The sequence below is a fragment of the Vulcaniibacterium thermophilum genome, assembly GCF_007923255.1.
Taxonomy (GTDB): Bacteria; Pseudomonadota; Gammaproteobacteria; order Xanthomonadales; family Xanthomonadaceae; genus Lysobacter_F; species Lysobacter_F thermophilum.
The window spans coordinates 15,824-34,452 of the sequence record NZ_VOHJ01000011.1 but is presented as its reverse complement, the minus strand read 5'-3'; the positions used below and the strand labels follow the sequence as shown (position 1 = coordinate 34,452).

At 71.8% G+C, this 18,629-nt stretch carries 19 protein-coding genes; 18 read left to right on the top strand and 1 reads right to left on the bottom strand.

The genetic code is table 11. The features are described from left to right. The first annotated feature begins 191 nt into the window (after positions 1-191). The 14 genes from FQY64_RS06395 to purH all read left to right on the top strand — a co-directional run bounded on the left by FQY64_RS06395 (position 192) and on the right by purH (position 11,961). Positions 192-596: a helix-turn-helix transcriptional regulator gene (locus tag FQY64_RS06395; RefSeq protein ID WP_146473058.1), complete on the top strand. Its 405-nt coding sequence runs from the start codon at positions 192-194 to the stop codon at positions 594-596. A gap of 68 nt (positions 597-664) precedes the next feature. Then, complete coding sequence (gene cutA / locus FQY64_RS06390; RefSeq protein ID WP_146473056.1) at positions 665-988, top strand: divalent-cation tolerance protein CutA; 324 nt, start codon at positions 665-667, stop codon at positions 986-988. Continuing rightward, the gene (locus FQY64_RS06385; RefSeq protein ID WP_146473054.1) at positions 985-3,318 is read left to right on the top strand and encodes a protein-disulfide reductase DsbD family protein; all 2,334 of its coding nucleotides are present in this window, start codon (positions 985-987) and stop codon (positions 3,316-3,318) included. Before cutA ends, FQY64_RS06385 begins: the two co-directional genes overlap by 4 nt. Then, a complete protein-coding gene (locus FQY64_RS06380; protein WP_146473052.1) occupies positions 3,315-3,908 on the top strand; it encodes a TlpA family protein disulfide reductase in 594 nt (197 codons plus the stop codon). Before FQY64_RS06385 ends, FQY64_RS06380 begins: the two co-directional genes overlap by 4 nt. Before the next feature lie 118 nt (positions 3,909-4,026). Further along, positions 4,027-4,476, top strand: a complete 450-nt coding sequence (gene aroQ, locus FQY64_RS06375; protein WP_146473049.1) for a type II 3-dehydroquinate dehydratase — start codon at positions 4,027-4,029, stop codon at positions 4,474-4,476. Further along, positions 4,473-5,099: a hypothetical protein gene (locus FQY64_RS06370; RefSeq protein ID WP_146473047.1), complete on the top strand. Its 627-nt coding sequence runs from the start codon at positions 4,473-4,475 to the stop codon at positions 5,097-5,099. The genes aroQ and FQY64_RS06370 overlap by 4 nt, the downstream gene beginning before the upstream one ends. Continuing rightward, a complete protein-coding gene (gene accB, locus FQY64_RS06365; protein ID WP_146473045.1) occupies positions 5,068-5,562 on the top strand; it encodes an acetyl-CoA carboxylase biotin carboxyl carrier protein in 495 nt (164 codons plus the stop codon). Before FQY64_RS06370 ends, accB begins: the two co-directional genes overlap by 32 nt. Before the next feature lie 16 nt (positions 5,563-5,578). Then, positions 5,579-6,025: a four helix bundle protein gene (locus tag FQY64_RS06360; RefSeq protein WP_146473043.1), complete on the top strand. Its 447-nt coding sequence runs from the start codon at positions 5,579-5,581 to the stop codon at positions 6,023-6,025. Next, positions 6,015-7,382 carry an acetyl-CoA carboxylase biotin carboxylase subunit gene (gene accC / locus FQY64_RS06355; protein ID WP_146473041.1) on the top strand — a complete coding sequence of 456 codons (1,368 nt, stop codon included), beginning with the start codon at positions 6,015-6,017 and terminating at the stop codon, positions 7,380-7,382. Before FQY64_RS06360 ends, accC begins: the two co-directional genes overlap by 11 nt. Positions 7,383-7,527: 145 nt before the next feature. Continuing rightward, positions 7,528-8,238, top strand: a complete 711-nt coding sequence (locus FQY64_RS06350; protein ID WP_146473039.1) for an NYN domain-containing protein — start codon at positions 7,528-7,530, stop codon at positions 8,236-8,238. Between the two features lie 2 nt (positions 8,239-8,240). Then, entirely contained in the window at positions 8,241-9,161 is a 921-nt protein-coding gene (prmA, locus tag FQY64_RS06345; RefSeq protein ID WP_146473037.1) for a 50S ribosomal protein L11 methyltransferase, read from the top strand. A gap of 86 nt (positions 9,162-9,247) precedes the next feature. Continuing rightward, complete coding sequence (locus FQY64_RS06340; RefSeq protein ID WP_146473035.1) at positions 9,248-9,796, top strand: DUF3426 domain-containing protein; 549 nt, start codon at positions 9,248-9,250, stop codon at positions 9,794-9,796. 128 nt (positions 9,797-9,924) lie between these two features. After that, positions 9,925-10,194, top strand: coding sequence for a DNA-binding transcriptional regulator Fis (gene fis, locus FQY64_RS06335; protein ID WP_146473033.1), 270 nt, complete (start codon positions 9,925-9,927; stop codon positions 10,192-10,194). A gap of 195 nt (positions 10,195-10,389) precedes the next feature. Then, entirely contained in the window at positions 10,390-11,961 is a 1,572-nt protein-coding gene (gene purH, locus FQY64_RS06330) for a bifunctional phosphoribosylaminoimidazolecarboxamide formyltransferase/IMP cyclohydrolase (protein ID WP_146473031.1), read from the top strand. A 116-nt stretch (positions 11,962-12,077) separates the two neighbouring features. Here the strand turns inward: purH and FQY64_RS06325 are convergent, their stop codons facing one another. Next, on the bottom strand, positions 12,078-13,529 hold the full coding sequence (locus FQY64_RS06325; RefSeq protein ID WP_222431766.1) for an alanine/glycine:cation symporter family protein: 1,452 nt from the start codon (positions 13,527-13,529) through the stop codon (positions 12,078-12,080). 111 nt (positions 13,530-13,640) lie between these two features. Between FQY64_RS06325 and purD the strand changes: the two genes are divergently transcribed. The 4 genes from purD (at position 13,641) to FQY64_RS06305 (ending at position 18,623) form a co-directional block, all read left to right on the top strand. Next, positions 13,641-14,927: a phosphoribosylamine--glycine ligase gene (gene purD, locus FQY64_RS06320; protein ID WP_146473029.1), complete on the top strand. Its 1,287-nt coding sequence runs from the start codon at positions 13,641-13,643 to the stop codon at positions 14,925-14,927. Positions 14,928-15,072: 145 nt separating this feature from the next. After that, complete coding sequence (locus FQY64_RS06315) at positions 15,073-16,014, top strand: GAF domain-containing protein (protein WP_186760879.1); 942 nt, start codon at positions 15,073-15,075, stop codon at positions 16,012-16,014. Between the two features lie 103 nt (positions 16,015-16,117). After that, the gene (locus FQY64_RS06310) at positions 16,118-18,262 is read left to right on the top strand and encodes a TonB-dependent siderophore receptor (RefSeq protein ID WP_146473026.1); all 2,145 of its coding nucleotides are present in this window, start codon (positions 16,118-16,120) and stop codon (positions 18,260-18,262) included. Positions 18,263-18,272: 10 nt separating this feature from the next. Then, on the top strand, positions 18,273-18,623 hold the full coding sequence (locus tag FQY64_RS06305; RefSeq protein WP_222431765.1) for a DUF3649 domain-containing protein: 351 nt from the start codon (positions 18,273-18,275) through the stop codon (positions 18,621-18,623). The last annotated feature ends 6 nt before the right edge of the window (positions 18,624-18,629 follow it).

Genomic DNA, 18,629 nt, shown 5'->3' with positions numbered 1-18,629 from the left:
TCAGTTACCTTCGGTAGCCAAGCCCGGCCATTCCGCCACAAACGGCAAGGCCCGCAGCGGGCACTGCTACCCCAAGTAAGCGACTTGACGACAAATCCGGTATCGGCGTTACTACAGGCAGCCGGGTGTCATCAGGGTGCCCGGGCGCCCGTCGAGAGCCCGTCGTCGTTCCCCCCGCGAGCCGCACCGCCATGTCACCGCAGCAGCGCATCCGCCTCGCCCGCCGGCACGCCGGCCTTTCGCAGGCCGCCCTGGCGGCGGCCGTGGGCGTGCAGCGCAGCGCGGTGAGCCACTGGGAAACGGCGCAGGGCAAGTCCCCCAGCACCGAGCACATGCGGCAGGTGGCCCTGGTCACCGGCGTGCAGTTCGAGTGGCTGGCGACCGGCCGCGGCCGGATGACGCTCTCGCCCGACGAGGAAATGGCCTCGGTGGCGGCGGCGGAGGCGCTGCTGGTGGACGATCCGCTCGAATTGCGCCTGATCGTCGCCTTCCGCGACCTGCCCATCCGCGCCCGTGCGCCGCTGGTGGAGATCGCCGAGCAGATGGCCGAACTGCGGACCGGCCGCAGCCGCGCCCAGCGCCGGCCGCCGCTGTAGCGGGCGCCGGCGCCGGGCCTCCCGGATGGCACGGGGCCGCCCGGAGCGCGTCCGGTACACTGGCCGCCATGTCCGCACCGACCGTCCTGCTCGTCTTCAGCACCTGCCCGGATGCCGCCAGCGCCGACGCCATCGCCCGCGCGCTGGTCGGCGAGGGTCTGGCCGCCTGCGTGACCCGGCTGCCGGGCGCGCGTTCGACCTACCGCTGGCAGGGGGCGGTGGAGGAGGCCGAGGAGGTGCAACTCCTGATCAAGACCACCCGTCCGCGGCTGCAGGCGCTCGCCGAGCGCCTGCGCGCACTGCACCCGTACGAACTGCCCGAGCTGGTGGCGGTCGAAGCGCAGGGCGGATGGGCGCCTTACCTGCAGTGGATCGCCGAGCAGACCGCATGAGCCGTTTCTCCTCCGTTCTGCGCCGCCTGGCGGGCGGCGCGCTCGCCCTGCTCGCGCTGTCCGCCGCACCGGCATACGCGATCGAACCGGACGATCTGCTGCCGGTCGACCAGGCGTTCGTGCTCAGCGCCCGCGCCGACGGACCGGATGCGATCGTGATCCGCTGGGCGATCGCGGACGGCTACTACCTCTATCGCCACCGCACCTCGGCGAAGACCGATGCCGGCTTCGCCGCGCAGCCGCTGCAGCTCCCCAAGGGCGAGGCGCACGAGGACGAGTTCTTCGGCCGCGTGGAGACCTACCGCGGCGAGCTGGTCGCGCGCCTGCCCGGCCAGGCACGCGCGGCGCGCACGCAACTGACCGTGAAGTACCAGGGCTGCGCGGACGCCGGCATCTGCTACCCGCCGCAGACGCGCACCCTGACCGTGGCGCTGCCCGCGAGCACGGAGCCGCCGCTGGCCGCCTCCCGCGGCGGCGCCGGGGCGCCGGGCGGCGGGCTGCTGGCGCGGATCGCCGGGCAGAGCGCACCGCTGCCGGAAGCGCAGGCGTTCGGCTTCGAGGCGATCGCCGACGGCGCGGACGCCCTGCTGCTGCGCTTCGCGCCCGCGCCGGGCTACTACCTCTACCGCGACCGCACCACGCTGAAGCTGACCGCCGACGGCGGCGGGGTCGCGCTCGGCCGGCCGCGCTGGCCGCAGGCGACGCCGTGGAAGGACGAGCATTTCGGCCAGGTGGCCGTGTATTTCGAGCCGATCGACGTGCGCGTGCCGCTGCAGCGCACGCGCACCGCGGCCGCCGAAGCCACGCTGACGGCCACGTTCCAGGGCTGCCAGACGGACGGGATCTGCTACCCGCCGATGACGCGCACGGTGCGCCTGTCGCTGCCGGCGGGCGGCACGCCGGCGGCCGCGGGTGTCGGCGGCAAGGAGAGCGCCGCCGCAACGCCGGCCCCGGCCTCCGCGCCGCCCGTGTCCGGAGCCGGGCCCGCACCCGCGGCCGGCGCGACGGCGGCCACGAGCCCCCCGCCCGCAACGGAAGCCGCGGCGAACGGCGAGGTGCCGCGCACCCCGCCGCCTCCGGGCGTCGCCCCGCGCGGCGCCCATCTCGGCCTGTGGTCGGCGCTGCTGCTGGCGCTGCTCGGCGGAATCGTGCTCAACCTGATGCCGTGCGTGCTGCCGGTGCTGTCGCTGAAGGCGCTGTCGCTGGCCGGCAACGGCCAGAGCCCGGCGGTCGCGCGACGCCAGGCGCTCGCCTACACCGCCGGCGTGCTGGTCAGCTTCGCGGCGCTGGGGGCGCTGGCGATCGGTCTGCGCGAGGCGGGCGTCGCGCTGGGCTGGGGCTTCCAGCTCCAGCAGCCGCTGGTGGTGGCCGCGCTGGCGCTGGTGATGCTGGCGCTGGGCCTGAGCCTGTCCGGCGTCTGGCACCTGGGCGGGGCGTGGACCGGCATCGGCCACGGCCTGGCCAGCCGCGGCGGGCTGGCGGGCGACTTCTTCACCGGCGTACTGGCGGTGGTGGTGGCCACGCCCTGCACCGCGCCGTTCATGGGCGCCGCGCTGGCGTGGGCGTTCACCGCGGCGCCCGCCACCGCGCTGGCGGTGTTCCTGGCGCTCGGCGTCGGACTGGCGCTGCCGTTCCTGCTGGTCGGCCTGGTACCGGCGCTGGCCCACCGGCTGCCGCGACCGGGCGCCTGGATGGAGACGCTGCGCCAGTTCCTGGCGTTCCCGCTGTACGCCACCGCGGCCTGGCTGGCCTGGGTGCTGGCGCGCCAGCGCGGCGCCGATGCGGTCGGCGCGCTGCTGGTGGCGGCGGTGCTGCTGGCGCTGGCGCTGTGGGCGTGGACACGGGCGCGCGCCGGACGACGCTGGGCGCTGGGCCTTACGGCGCTGGCGCTGCTGGCCACGCTGGCGCCGCTGGCGGCGATCCATCGCCTGCCGCGTGAAGGCGCGACGCAGCCGCAGGCGGCCGCGGGCGCGCTCGCGCCGGTGCCGTTCTCCGAGCAGCGCCTGGCCGAGCTGCGCGCGGCCGGACGGGTGGTGTTCGTCAACGTCACCGCCGACTGGTGCATCACCTGCAAGGTCAACGAACGCGCGGTGTTCGGCGATGGCCGCTTCGCCCGCGCGCTCGCGGCCAGCGGCGCGGTCTACATGGTCGGCGACTGGACCGACGTCGACCCCGCGCTGACCGCCTTCCTGCAGCGGCACAAGGCGGTGGGCGTGCCGCTGTACGTCGTCTACCCGCGCGACGGCGGCGAAGGCCGCGTGCTGCCGACCGTGCTGACGCCCGGACTGGTGGAGGACGCGCTGCGGCAGGCCGCAGGCGGCGGGCCATGAAGCGCGGCACCGGCACGGTGATCGCGGTGGCGCTGGCGGCGGGGCTGCTGGGCGCGGTGGTCGGCCTGTGGCGTCAGGACTTCAACCCGCTGCTGCGCACCGAAACCGGCCAACGCCTGCTGCTCGAGGCCGCCGAGCGCGCCGCGCCCCCCGCACCGGTGCCGGTGGCGCGGCGCGGCGACCCGATGCCGGGGCTGGCCCTCGACCGCCTCGATGGCAGCCCCATCGCCCTGCCCGCCGCGTACCGCGGCCGGCCGCTGCTGATCAATTTCTGGGCGAGCTGGTGCGCGCCGTGCGTCGAGGAGATGCCGGAATTGGACCGCTTCGCCCGCAGCCAGGGGCCGAACGGCGTCCAGGTGGTCGGCATCGCGCTGGACGAAGCCGATGCCGTGCGCGCCTTCCTCGGCCGCGTCCCGGTGGTCTATCCGATCCTGCTCGACCGCCCCGGCCCCGCCGACAGCAGCGTGCGGCTGGGCAACGTCCGCGGCGTGCTGCCGTACACCGTGCTGGTGGACGGCGAGGGGCGCATCGTGCGGCAGAAGATCGGCCCGTTCGCGCGCGGCGAAGTGACCGGCTGGGCGGCACGTTGACCCGCGAGCCCCGCAGGTCGCGCGATCCCCGCCGATCTTCGTCGATACGGCAGCGAACTGCTGGACATCCGTCGAAGGCTTCACGCACACTGCGCGCCTTCGCCCTTTGCCGCCCCGCATGGCCCAGTTGCTCGTCCTGCACGGCCCCAACCTCAACCTGCTCGGCACGCGCGAGCCGGAGGTCTACGGCCGCGCCACGCTGGAGGAGATCGACGCCGACCTGCGCGCCCGCACCGAAGCCGCCGGCCACCGCTACGCCAGCCTGCAGTCCAACGCCGAGCACGTGCTGGTGGACCGCGTGCAGGCGGCGCGCGCGGACGGCACCGCCTTCATCCTGATCAACCCGGCCGCCTTCACCCACACCAGCGTCGCCCTGCGCGACGCGCTGGCGGCGGCGGCGATCCCCTACATCGAAGTCCACCTGTCCAACCCGCACGCCCGCGAGCCGTTTCGCCACGTCAGCTACTTCAGCGACAGGGCGGTCGGCGTGGTCTGCGGGTTCGGCGCCGACAGCTACCGCTACGCGCTGGATGCCGCTTTCGCCCACCTCGCAAGGAAGCCCGCATGACACTGCTGAACCTGCTGCTCGCCTTCGCCACCGCGACCGCCTCCGCGACCCCCTCCGCCGTTGCGGAGCCCGCGCCGGCCGCGGCGACCTCCCACCGCGCCCATCGGGATCCGACCACGGGCGCCCACGTGGTGATCCCGCCGGGCTGGCACGTGCGCACCGAGGCGCCCGACGGTGCCAAGGCGCTGTTCGTGACCAAACAGAACATCGACGCCGAGGGCGGCTTTCTCACCGGCTTCTCGCTCAACCGCTTCGACGGTTTCCGCGCTCGCCAGGGGATTGCGCCGAGCGAGTACGCGGCCGGCTTCGCCGCCCTGATGGCCAAGCGCCACGCCGGCGCGCGCACGGCCACCGCCACGCTGCGCGCGGGCATGACCGTGCACGAGGTCCAGTTCCTGGACGATTCGCGCCTGCCCGTGACGAAGCTGCAGTACCTGATCGTGGCCGACGACGCCGGCGACACCCTCCAGCTCGCCTGGTTCGAGACGCCCGAAGCCACCGTAGCGACCGAATGGCCGCACGGCGAACGCATCCTCCACGCCTTCCTCGAAGGCCTGGCCCGCTCTCCGAACGATCGACCGGAACCCGCCCATGGACCTGCGCAAGATCAAGAAACTCATTGACCTGCTGGAAGAGTCGAACCTCGCCGAGATCGAGATCAAGGAAGGCGAGGAATCGGTGCGCCTATCGCGCGTGCCGACCGGCGCCATGGCAGCGCCGCAGGTCGTCCACATGCCGGCCGCGCCGGCCGCCGCGGCCGCCGCGGCCGAGCGCCCGACGCCGATGCCGATGCATTCGCCGACCGACGCCGCCACCGGTGGGGCCGCGCGCACCGGTGCCGACCTCCCCGACGGCCACGTCGTGCGCTCGCCGATGGTCGGCACGTTCTACGCCTCGCCGTCGCCGGACAAGCCGCCGTTCGTCACCGTCGGCCAGCAGGTCAAGGCCGGCGACACGCTCGGCATCATCGAGGCGATGAAGATGTTCAACCCGATCGAGGCCGACGTCTCCGGCACGGTGCTGAAGATCGCCGTCGAGAACGGCCAGCCGGTCGAGTTCGATCAGCCCCTTTTCGTGATCGGCTGAGCGGCGGGAATCGGGAATGGGGAATCGGGAATCGCGCAAGCGACCGCACGAGCGGCTGGACGTCTGGCAGGACGCCATGACGCTGGTGGAGCTTGCCTACCGTTTCTCGTCCACATTCCCGGATACCGAGCGCTTCGGACTCACCGCGCAACTGCGCCGGGCGGCCGTGAGCGTGCCAAGCAACATCGCCGAAGGCGCGGCTCGTCGCTCGACGCGCGAGTACGTTCGCTTTCTCTCCCACGCGCGCGGCTCGCTGTCGGAGCTGGACACGCAGCGCCAGTTGGCCCTGCGGCTCGGGCTCGCGCCGCCACTGTCCGCGCTGGAAGAAGCCATCGACCGTGTATTTGCCAAGCTCACGGCGTTGATGAATGCGCTGGACGCTTCCGCCTCGATGCCGTCGAGCACCGCTTCTGACGATTCCCGATTCCCCATTCCCGATTCCCGGCATTCCCATGCTCGATAAAGTCGTCATTGCCAACCGCGGCGAAATCGCGCTGCGTATCCTGCGCGCCTGCCACGCGCTCGGCATCCGCACGGTCGCGGTGCACTCCACCGTCGACCGCAATCTCAAGCACGTGGCGATGGCCGACGAGTCGGTCTGCATCGGCCCGGCGCCGTCGGCGGAGAGCTACCTCAACATGCCGGCGATCATCGCCGCCGCCGAGGTCACCGACGCCCAGGCGATCCACCCCGGCTACGGCTTCCTGTCGGAGAACGCCGACTTCGCCGAGCGGGTGGAGAAGTCGGGTTTCATCTTCATCGGCCCGCGCCCGGACACGATCCGTCTGATGGGCGACAAGGTCGAGGCGATCCGCGCGATGAAGGAGGCCGGCGTGCCGTGCGTGCCAGGCAGCGGCGGTCCGCTCGGCGACGATGCGGTGGTCAACGCCAAGCTCGCGCGCGAGATCGGCTACCCGGTGATCATCAAGGCCGCCGGCGGCGGCGGCGGCCGCGGCATGCGTGTGGTGCACACCGAGGCGCACCTCAACGCCGCGATCCAGACCACCAAGTCCGAAGCCAAGGCCGCGTTCGGCAACGACATGGTGTACATGGAGAAGTTCCTGGAGAATCCGCGCCACGTGGAGATCCAGGTGCTCGCCGACGGCCAGGGCAACGCCATCCACCTCGGCGAGCGCGACTGCTCGATGCAGCGCCGCCACCAGAAGGTCGTGGAAGAGTCGCCCGCGCCCGGCCTGACGCCCGAGCAGCGCGCCGAGATCGGCCGCATCTGCGTGGACGCCTGCATCCGCATCGGCTACCGCGGCGCCGGCACGTTCGAGTTCCTCTACGAGAACGGCCGCTTCTACTTCATCGAAATGAACACGCGTATCCAGGTCGAACATCCGGTGACCGAGATGGTGACCGGCATCGACCTGGTGACCGAGCAGTTGCGCATCGCCGCCGGCGAGAAGCTGCGCATCCGCCAGGAAGACGTCGTGCTGCGCGGCCATGCGATCGAGTGCCGCATCAACGCCGAGGATCCGGACACGTTCATGCCCTGCCCCGGCCTGATCCAGCACTTCCATGCGCCCGGCGGCCCCGGCGTGCGGGTGGACAGCCACATCTACGAGGGCTACCGCGTGCCGCCGAACTACGACTCGATGATCGGCAAGCTGATCGTGCACGGCCCGACGCGCGAGATCGCGATCGCGCGCATGCGCGTGGCGCTGTCGGAGATGGTCGTCGACGGCATCAAGACCAACATCCCGCTGCAGCAGCGCATCATGGCCGACGCCGGTTTCCAGCAGGGCGGCATGAACATCCACTACCTCGAGAAGCGGCTGAAGGAGCAGAAGGAAAAGTCGCTGGCGATCGGGTGAACGAACTCGGCCGCCGACGTTGACCGCGTTGCGCAGCCGGCCTAGACTGCCTCCATCCCGCCCCCGGCAGTACGCTTTCGATCCGCTTTATGCGGTCATCCATCGAAAGCCGAGCCCGGGGGCGTCGTGTTTCAAGGGATTGGACATGAAGACCGCTGTTCTCATCGATGGCGCCTTCTTTCTCAAATGTTCCAGGCGCGCATTTCCGGATCGGGACCATCGCGACCCGGCCAGCGTCGCCCGCACCGCGTTTTCGCTCGCACTGGAACACATCAGGCGCGCGGGACGCTCCAGGGATGCGCTGTACCGCGTCTTCTTCTATGACTGCCCACCGATCGAAAAGAAGATGCACCTGCCGGTGAGCGGGCGCTCGGTGGATTTCTCCAAGACCGAAGAAGCGGTTTTCCGCCGCGCCCTTCACTCGGCGCTGAGGCAACAGCGCAAGCTCGCGCTCCGCCTCGGCAAGCTCGCCGAGCCGGTGGACTGGATTCTGAAATCCGAAACGCTGACGCGGCTTCGAAAGGGCGAGCTCGCCTGGGGCGATCTGCAAGACGCCCACTTCCAGCTCGGAGTGAAGCAGAAGGCCGTGGACATGAAGATCGGACTGGATATCGCTTCGCTGGCCTACAAGCGCCTGGTCGACCAGATCGTGCTGGTCGCGGGCGATGCCGATTTCGTGCCGGCGGCAAAGCTCGCAAGGCGCGAGGGCATCGACTTCATCCTCAATCCGATGGGGCAGGCGATCTCCGACGACCTCTACGAGCACATCGATGGTCTGCACTCCGTGCGACTGAAGCCGCTCGTCGAACAGGCCGCCGAGCAGGCCCTTGCTCCAAGCGCCGCAACGGAGGGCTGACCGTGCCCTACCTGCAACTCGCCCTGCCCTGCCGCGCCAGCGAGCAGCCCCGCTACGAGCACGCGCTCGAGGATGTCGGCGCGCTGGCGGTGACGCTCGCCGATGCGCATGCCGATGCGCCGGACGAGCAGGCCATTTTCGAGCCCGGCGTGGGCGAGACGCCGCTGTGGGAGGAGCTGACGCTGACGGCGCTGTTCCCGCACGACGCCGATCCGCTGGTGCTGCTGGCCGCGCTCGAAGCGTTCGATCCGGGCCTCGACTGGAGCCGCGCGCGCTTCGAGGACGTCGCCGATCAGGACTGGGAGCGCGCCTGGCTGGACCAGTACGTGCCGCTGAAGTTCGGCCGCCGCACCTGGATCGTGCCGTGGAATCACGCGCTGCCCGAAGGCGCCGACGCGGCGGATGCGGCGGTGGTGCGGCTCGATCCCGGCCTTGCGTTCGGCTCCGGTACCCATCCCACCACGGCCTTGTGCCTGCAGTGGCTGGACGCGCTCGCCGACGAGGGCGCGCTGCATGGCGCGCGCGTGCTCGACTTCGGCTGCGGCAGCGGCATCCTCGCGCTCGCCGCCCTCAAACTGGGCGCGGCCGGCGCGGTCGGCATCGACAACGATCCGCAGGCGCTGACCGCCACCCGCGACAACGCCGAACGCAACGGCGTGGCCGACCGGCTCGCGGTGTTCTCGCCCGACGCCGCGCCGCAGGACGCGTATCCGGTGGTGGTCGCCAACATCCTGGCCTCGGCGCTGATCGAGCTCGCCGACGTCCTCGCCGCGCGCACGGCGCCGGGCGGGCGGATCGCGCTGTCGGGCATCCTCGCCGGCCAGGAGGACGAGGTCATCGCGCGTTATGCCTCCGCGTTCGCCGACCTGCGCGCCGACCGGCAGGACGACTGGATGCGCGTCACCGGCATCCGCCGTGGTTGAATAGCCCTTCGTGAGCGTCGCCATCACGCCCCGGTGGGGACGATGCGCCGCACGGATCGGAACGCGCATCCGGAAGGGGGCCGGCCATGAGCGAATCCACGTCGACCACGTTGCAGGACGACCCGACGCCGGCCACGAGCGCGGCGCCGCGCGTCGTCCCCGTGCGTCCCGCGCGCCCGCGGCGCTGGCCGCTGATCGCCGCGGTCGCGGGCCTGGCGTTGCTGCTGGCGCTGCAACTGCTGCTCGCGCAACGGCATGCGCTGGCCGCGGACGCGCGCTGGCGGCCCGTGCTGGAAGCGCTGTGCGGCGCGCTGGGCTGCAGTCTTCCGCCGTGGCGCGAACCGGAGGCGTTCGCGCTGCTGGCGCGCAGCGTGCGCACCGACCCCGCCGCCCCCGGAACGCTGGTCGCCGAGGCCCGCTTCCGCAACGACGCGCGCTGGCCGCAGCCTTGGCCCACGGTCTGGCTCGAGCTTTCCAACGTCGACGGGCCGGTCGCCGCGCGCGCGTTCCGCCCCGACGAATACCGGCCGCGCGACGCGGGCCCGCTCATCGCGCCCGGCCAGACCGCGGCGCTGCGTCTGCGGCTGGTCGAACCGGCGCCGCAGATCGTCGGCTACGTGTTCGACTTCCGCTGAGCGGGGGCGCAGCGATGGCCGCACGCCGCCGCACCGGCTTGCCGCCCGCGTCGCGTTGCCGCGTCGGACGCGGCGGCGCTAGACTCGCCTGCCGTCGCCGCACCGGCGGCTTCGATGCGTGACCTGCCGTGGCGCCCTCGAACAGCGACCGTTCCGACCGATCCAGCGCGCGCGTGCCGCTGCGCGATCACGTCGCGACCTCGATCCGCCGCTACCTCGGCGACCTGAACGGCAGCGACGTCGACAACCTCTACGAGATCGCGCTGCGCGAGCTGGAGATCCCGCTGTTCGCCGAGGTGCTGCGCCATTGCGACGGCAACCAGAGCCGTGCGGCGGCGATGCTCGGCATCCACCGCGCCACCCTGCGCAAGAAACTGCGCGATTACGGCCTGGCCTGAGCGGCGGCTCGTCGTCGCGCAGGAGCGGCTTCAGTCCCGATCCGCCTGTGACTGCAATCGATGGCGCATCGCTCGAAACCGCACCCGCCGGGCATCCGGTGACATCCGGTCGCGGCTGAAACCGCTCTACGGCGGCAGGGCCGCGCGCAGGCGGCCGGTATAATTCCGCGCCTTCCCCGCACCCTTCTCCCCCGCATGACCGCCGACCGCCTGCCCGTGCGCCGGGCCCTGCTGTCCGTTTCCGACAAAACCGGCCTGATCGAGCTCGCGCAGGCGCTGGCCGCTCGCGGCATCGAACTGCTCTCCACCGGCGGCACCGCCAAGGCGCTGCGCGATGCGGGGCTTGCGGTGCGCGACGTCAGCGACGTCACCGGCTTCCCCGAGATCATGGACGGCCGGGTCAAGACGCTGCATCCGAAGGTGCACGGCGGCCTGCTCGGCCGGCCCGGCATCGACGAGGCGGTGATGGCCGAGCACGGCATCGCGCCGATCGATCTGCTGGTGCTGAACCTGTATCCATTCGAGAAGGTCTCGGCGGATCCCGGCGCGTCGCTGGATGCGCTGATCGAGAACATCGACATCGGCGGCCCCGCCATGCTGCGCGCGGCGGCGAAGAACTTCGCCCGTGTCGCGGTGGCCACCGACCCCGCGCAGTACGCGGCGCTCGTCGACGAGCTCGAGGCCAACGACGGCACGCTGTCGGCGAAGACCCGCTTCGCGCTCGCGGTCGCCGCGTTCAACCGCGTGGCCCAGTACGACGCCTGCATCAGCGACGTGCTCTCCTCGATCCAGGACGACGGCACGCGCGCGCTGTTCCCGGCCCAGCAGAACGGCACCTTCGTCAAGGTGATGGATCTGCGCTACGGCGAGAACCCGCACCAGCAGGCGGCGTTCTACCGCGACCTGTGGCCGGTGCCGGGCACGCTGGCGACGTTCGCCCAGTTGCAGGGCAAGGAACTCAGCTACAACAACCTCGCCGACGCCGACGCCGCGTGGGAGTGCGTGCGCCAGTTCGAGCGACCGGCGTGCGTGATCGTCAAGCACGCCAACCCGTGCGGCGTGGCGCAAGGCCCCGACTGCGGCAGCGCCTACGAACTGGCCTACGCCACCGATCCGACCTCCGCGTTCGGCGGCATCATCGCCTTCAACCGCACGCTCGATGCGGCGACCGCGCGCACGATCCTCGAACGCCAGTTCGTCGAGGTGCTGATCGCGCCCGATTACGAGCCCGGCGCGCTCGACGCCGCGAGGAAGAAGGCCAACGTGCGCGTGCTGCGCATTCCGCACGGCGAGGGCCGCAACGCCATCGACATCAAGCGCGTCGGCTCCGGCCTGCTGGTGCAGACCGCCGACATCCGCGAGGTCGCGCGCGAGGAGCTGAAGGTGGTCACGCAGCGCGCGCCCACCGAGGCCGAGCTCGCCGACCTGCTGTTCGCTTGGCGGGTGGCGAAGTTCGTCAAGTCGAACGCGATCGTCTACGCGAAGGACGGCCGCACCGTCGGCGTCGGCGCCGGCCAGATGAGCCGCGTGGTGAGCGCGAAGATCGCCGCGCTCAAGGCCGAGGAAGCCGGCCTCGCGGTGCCCGGCTCGGTGATGGCCTCCGATGCATTCTTCCCGTTCCGCGACGGCATCGACGCCGCCGCCGCGGCCGGCATCCGCGCCGTCATCCAGCCCGGCGGCTCGATGCGCGACGCCGAAGTGATCGCCGCCGCCGACGAGCACGGCATCGCGATGGTGTTCACCGGCATCCGCCATTTCCGCCACTGACGGGCGTGAAACGCTTTGAGCCACGGATCCGCGCAGATGAACGCGGATAAGGCTTTGCAAGAATCAAGCTTTATCTGTGTTCATCCGTGTCGATCCGCGGCAAGAAGAGCCTTCTCTCACTCCCCACGCTCGCGCCAGATCGCGTGGTCCACGCCCTCGCCCAGTTCGGGATAGCGGCTGATGTGGAACTCCGGCGAAAGCCCGCGCGCGAGCTGACCCTCGTAGTCGCGCGTCAGCTTCACCACCACGGCTGACAGGCCGACCAGCGCGACCAGGTTGATCGTCGCCATGATCGCCAACGCCGCGTCCGCCGCGTTCCACACCAGCTGCACCTTCGAATACACGCCCCACACGATCACGCCGAGCGCCGCCAGCCGCAGCGCGAGCAGCGCGCGGTGGCCGCCGCCGAGGTAGACCAGGCCGCTCTCGGCGTACGAGTAGTTGCCGAGGATGGTGGTGAACGCGAAGAAGAACAGCGCGATCGCGACGAACGCGCTGCCGTGGTCGCCGAAGAACACCGTCATCGCGCGCTGCGTCACCACCACGCCATCGTTGGCGCCGAACTCGTAGGTGCCCGACAGCAGGATGATCAGTGCGGTCGCGGTGCAGATCAGCAGGGTGTCGATGAACACGCCAAGCGACTGCACGAAGCCCTGGCTGGCCGGATGGTGCGGCACCGGCGAGGCGGCGGCGGCGACGTTCGGCGCGCTGCCGAGCCCGGCCTCGTTCGAATACAGCCCGCGCTTGACGCCGTTGAGCATGGCCGCGGCCAGTCCGCCGAGCACGCCGCCCACCGCCGGCTCCAGCCCGAACGCGCTGCGCAGGATCAGCGCGAACGCGGCGGGCACCTGCCCAAGGTGGGTGAGGACCACCCAGCCGGCCAGCCCGAGGTAGCCCAGCGCCATGAACGGCACCACCCATTCGGCGAAGCGCGCGACCGAGCGCAGGCCGCCGAAGATCACCACGCCGGTGAGCAGCACCAGCCCGATCGCGATTTCCATCTGCCCGAACCCGAACGCGTGCTGCAGCGAACCCGCGATCGCGTTCGCCTGCACGCTGCTGAAGATCAGCCCGTAGGAGAACAGCAGGCAGGCCGCGAACAGCGTGCCCATCCAGCGCCGGCGCAGCCCGCGCGCCATGTAGTGCGCCGGCCCGCCGCGGTACTGGCCGGCCTCGTCGCGCACCTTGTAGAGCTGGGCGAGCGCGCTTTCGGCGTAGGCCGTGGCCATGCCGAGCACCGCGGTGCACCACATCCAGAAGATCGCGCCCGGCCCGCCGAGCGCCATCGCGATCGCCACCCCGGCGATGTTGCCGGTGCCCACGCGCGCGGCCAGCGTCGTGCACAGCGCCTGGAACGGCGAGATGCCGGCGGCGTCGCCGGCGGTGCCGCGGCCGATCACCTTCAGCATGTGCGGGAAGCGGCGCACCTGCACGAAGCGCAGGCGCAGGCTGAAGAACAGCCCCACCGCGAGCAGCGCGTAGGTCAGGAAGTAGTCCCACAACAGGCGGTTGACCGCGCCGATCACCGGCGCCAGCACCGCTTCGATGCCCTGCAGCAACACGTCCACCGGCGAAGTCCTCGCGAAGAGGCGGCGATGCTAGCAACCGATTCGCCCGCGCAGGGCCGCTCGCGTACCATTTCCGGCCTTCGCAACGCAGCGTTACGCCAGGAGCGGGCAATGAAGGTTCTGGTGATCGGATCCGGCGGTCGCGAGCATGCGCTCGCGTGGAAACTGGCACAGTCCGCGCGGGTGGACGAGGTGCTGGTGGCACCCGGCAATGCCGGCACCGCGCACGAGGCCAAATGCCGCAACGTCGCCGTCGGCGCCACCGACATCGACGGCCTGCTGGCGCTGGTCGAGCGCGAGCGCGTGGCGGTCACCGTGGTCGGCCCGGAGGCGCCGCTGGTGGCCGGCGTGGTCGACCGCTTCCGCGCCGCCGGCCAGCGCATCTTCGGCCCGACCGCCGCCGCCGCGCAGCTCGAAGGCAGCAAGGCGTTCGCCAAGGACTTCCTCGCCCGCCACGGCATCCCCACCGCGCACTACGCGGTGCACACCGACGTCGAGGCCGCGCTCGCCCACGTGCGCGCGAAAGGCGCGCCGATCGTGGTCAAGGCCGACGGCCTCGCCGCCGGCAAGGGCGTGATCGTGGCGATGACGCTGGAGGAAGCCGAAGCCGCGGTGCGCGACATGCTGGCCGGCAATGCGTTCGGCGCCGCCGGCTCGCGGGTGGTGATCGAGGAGTTCCTCGACGGCGAGGAGGCCAGCTTCATCTCGATGGTCGACGGCACCCACGCGCTGCCGATGGCCACCAGCCAGGACCACAAGCGCGTCGGCGACGGCGACACCGGCCCCAACACCGGCGGCATGGGCGCGTATTCACCCGCGCCGGTGGTCACGCCCGACGTGCACGCGCGCATCCTGCGCGAGATCGTCGAGCCCACCGTGCGCGGCATGGCCGCCGACGGCGTGCCGTTCACCGGCTTCCTCTACGCCGGACTGATGATCGACCGCAGCGGCGCGCCCAAGGTGATCGAGTTCAACGTGCGCTTCGGCGATCCGGAAACGCAGCCGGTGATGCTGCGCCTGCAGTCGGACCTGCTCGACCTGGTCGAGGCCGCGATCGACGGCCGCCTCAACGACGTGCAGGCGCAGTGGGACCCGCGCCCCTCGCTCGGGGTGGTGATGGCCGCCGCCGGCTACCCCGGCACGCCGCGCACGGGCGACATCATCAACGAGTGGGACGCGCCGCTGCCGGAGGACGTCAAGGTCTTCCACGCCGGGACCCGGCTCGAAGGCGGGCACGTCGTCACCGCCGGCGGCCGCGTGCTCACCGTGTGCGCGCTCGGCGACACCGTGGCCGCCGCGCAGCGCAAGGCGTACGAGGCGGTCGCCGGCATCTCCTGGACCGGCGAGTTCCACCGCCACGACATCGGCTGGCGCGCGATCGAACGCGAGCGCGCCTGACGCGGGTCGCCAGCGCATGCGCGCCGATGTCGCGCACTTGGCACGCAGGCATCGCGCGGCGTGACGCACGCCGCGGCATCCTGAGGGTTTCCACCCTCGCCCCGGCCGTCGCCGCCCCGCGACAGTGCCGCCCGGGGGGATGCCAATGCACGTCCAGGATGAGTTCACACGCCAGCGCGAGCTGGATGCCTACCGCATCGTCGACACGATGCCGCAGGCGGCCTACGACGACATCGTCCGGCTCGCCGCGCACCTGTGCGGCGCGCCGGTGGCGCTGGTTTCCCTGCTCGATCGCGAGCGCCAGTGGTTCAAGGCGCGGGCCGGCTTCGAGCACACCGAGACCGAACGCCGGATCGCCTTCCGCGAGCACGCGATCCGCGCGCCCGGGCGGCTGCTGGAAGTGGCCGACGCCGCCAACGATCCGCGTTTCCGCGACAACCCGCTGGTCGCCGGCCCGCACGGCGTGCGTTTCTATGCCGGCATGCCGCTGGTGACGCCGGAAGGCGCCGCGCTCGGCACGCTGTGCGTGCTCGACCGCACGCCGCGCCGGCTGGAGGCTGCGCAGCAGGAGGCCCTGGGCGCGCTCGCGCGGCTGACGGTCGAGCTGCTGGAAGCGCGCCGCCGGCTGCTCGACGCGCAGCGTGCGGCGATCCTCGAGCGCGACGCCCGCGCCGCGGTCGCGGCCGCGAACGACGCCGGCGCGGCTGCGTTCTCCATCGTCATCGTGCAGGTCCAGCGCTACGCCGATCTGGTCGAAAGGCGTGGCGGCGAGACGGTGGAACTTCATCTCGACCGTGCCCTGCGCGGCCTGGAAATGCTGCTGCATGCGGGCGAGCGCATCGAGCGCGTGCCGGACACCGCCGAGTTCGTGCTGACGCTGGCCGGCGTGGTCGAGGCCCACCGGCTGAACACCCTGCGCGGCGTGGCCGAGCGCCTGCTCGCGCCGCTGGGCGAGGACATCGTCTGCGCCGCCGCCAGCAGCGGCGCGCGCGGCGACAGCCCGCGCACCGTGTTCGAACGCGCCGACGAGGCGCTCACCCGCGCGAAGAACCGCCGCATCTCGCTCGCCGACGCGCGGCTGGAGTGAAGCGCTGCCGGGCGTGGGCCGGGATGCCTGTCTCTCTTGCAGATGATAATCGTTCGCAAATAAGATGCGCTCGCATTGTGGTCTCCGCCACGACGAGCGTCCCATGCCCCCACACCCCCACACCCCCGCCGGCCGCCCGGCCGGACGTCCCCGCACGCGGGCGGTCCCGCTCCTGCTGGCCGTGCTGCCCCTCGCCGCAGGTGCGGAGCCCGCGCCCGCAGCCACCGACCTCGACCGCATCGTCGTCAGCGGCCAGCGCGACGGCTACAGCGCCGAGCCCACCCCGGCGTCCACCGGCCTTGCGCTCACGCGGCGCGAGATTCCGCAGTCGATCAGCGTGCTCACGCGAACGCAGCTCGACGACTTCGGCCTCGACAACCTCAACGATGCGCTCGACCTGGCCACCGGCGTCAATGTCGAGCGGGTGGAGAACACGCGCACGTACTACACCGCGCGCGGTTTCGACATCACCAATTTCCAGCGCGACGGCCTCGGCATCCCGCTGCCGTACGGCGTGCAGAACGGCGACATCGACACCGCGCCGTACGAGCGGATCGAAGTGCTGCGCGGCGCCAACGGCCTGATGTCGGGCACCGGCAATCCGTCGGCGACGGTCAACTTCGTGCGCAAGCGGCCGACCGCGGATCTCGAGGGGCAGATGCGCGCCACGGTCGGCAGTTGGGAGCGCGTGCGGCTGGAGGCCGACGTCGCCGGGCCGTTCGACGCCGAGGCGCGCGTGCGCGGGCGCGCGGTCGCCGCCTGGGAGGACGGCGCGAGCTACCTCGACCGGCACCGTCTGGAGAAGGCCGTCGCCTACGGCGCGATCGAGGCCGACCTCGGCACCGACACGCGCCTGCTGGCGGGCATCCTGCACCAGCGCAACGACGCCGACGGTCCGCTGTGGGGCGCGCTGCCGCTGTACTACACCAACGGCACGCCCACCGACTACGACCGCAGCACCAGCACCGCGGCCGACTGGTCGTTCTGGGACACGCGCGAGACGCGGGCGTTCGTCGAACTGGCGCATGCGCTCGCCGGAGGCTGGGAACTGCGCGCGGCGGTCAACCACGAACGGCTGCTCGAGGACACCCAGTTGTTCTACGTCTACGGCACGCCCGATCGCGCCACCGGACTCGGTCTGTTCTCCTACCCGTCCGACTACGAAGGCGAGTTCGACGCCCTGCAGGCCGACCTGCGCCTCGTCGGCGGCTTCGCGCTCGGCGGGCGCACGCACGATCTCGTCGCAGGCCTCAGCCGGGCGGACGGCGCGATGCGGGAAACCTCGTGGTACGGCAACGACATCGGCACGCCGCTGCCGCCGCTGGAGCAATGGGCCGGGCGTTATCCCAAGCCCGCGTTCGATGCGTTCTCGGCCGGCTCCGACTTCGATTACCGGCGCGACACGGTCTATGCCACGGTGCGCTGGAACCTGGGCGAGCGCTTCAAGCTCATCACCGGCGCCAACCGCGCGCACGTGCGCATGGAGGGCGCGAGTTACGGCGAACCGCACGACAGCGACGAAGCGCGCACCACGCCGTTCGCCGGCGTCGTCTGGGATTTCGCGCCGGCCTACTCGCTGTACGCCAGCTACGGCGAGATCTTCGCGCAGCAGACCGAAACCGGCGCCGACGGCCGCGTCCTGCCGGCGATCGAAGGCGACAACGCCGAGGCCGGCATCAAGGCCGGATGGTTCGACGGTCGCCTGCATGCCAGTGCCGCGGTGTTCCGCGTGCATCAGGACAACCTCGCCGAAAGCGCCGGCTTCGACCCCGCGCTCGGCCGCACCGTCTACGTGCCGTCGGATGCGGTGTCGCAAGGCTACGAGCTGGAGCTCGCGGGCGAGCTGGGCGAGCACGTCTCGCTGTCGGCCGGCTTCACCCATCTGGCCATCGAGGACGACGACGGCGCGGCCACGCGCACCTACGTGCCGCGCAACACGCTCCGCATGGCCGCGATGTGGCGTGTGCCCCAGATCGAGGGCCTGCGGCTCGGTGTCTCCGCGCGCTGGCAGGACGACATCCACCGCGAGCAGAGTCTGCTGCTTGCCGACGGCTCGCCGGTGGTCACGCGCCAGGAGGCGTACACGGTCGTGGGCCTGGTCGCCGGTTACCGCTTCGCCGGGCGCTGGGAGGCGACGCTCAACGTCGACAACCTGACCGACGCGAAGTACGTGCCGAGCCTGTACTGGGAGCAGGGCTACTACGCCGCCCCGCGCAGCGCCTCGCTCACCGTCGCCTATCGCTTCTGAGCGCACCGGCATGCGTCGCGCCGATCGCGCCCCGACCGACGCCGCATCCGCGGTGCGCCCCGGCCGCGGATGGAGCCGCGCGCTGCACGCCCTCGCGATCGCCGCGCGCACGGCGTCGGCGGTGCTGGGCGGCTATCTCCTCGCGCACGGCTTTGCCGCGTTCATGACGCTGGCGCTGCCGTTCGCGCGCGCCGACCGCGTGATCGCCGCCAACCTGATGGCGATCCTCGTCGCGTGCGTGGGCGCGCTGTACGCGTTCGCGGCGCGTTCGGCAGGGCGCGCCTGCCTGCTGCCCGCGGCGGCCGGCACGCTGCTGCTCGGCATCGCCGCGCTGTTCCCCGAACACGCCGCGCGGCCGTAGAGAGGA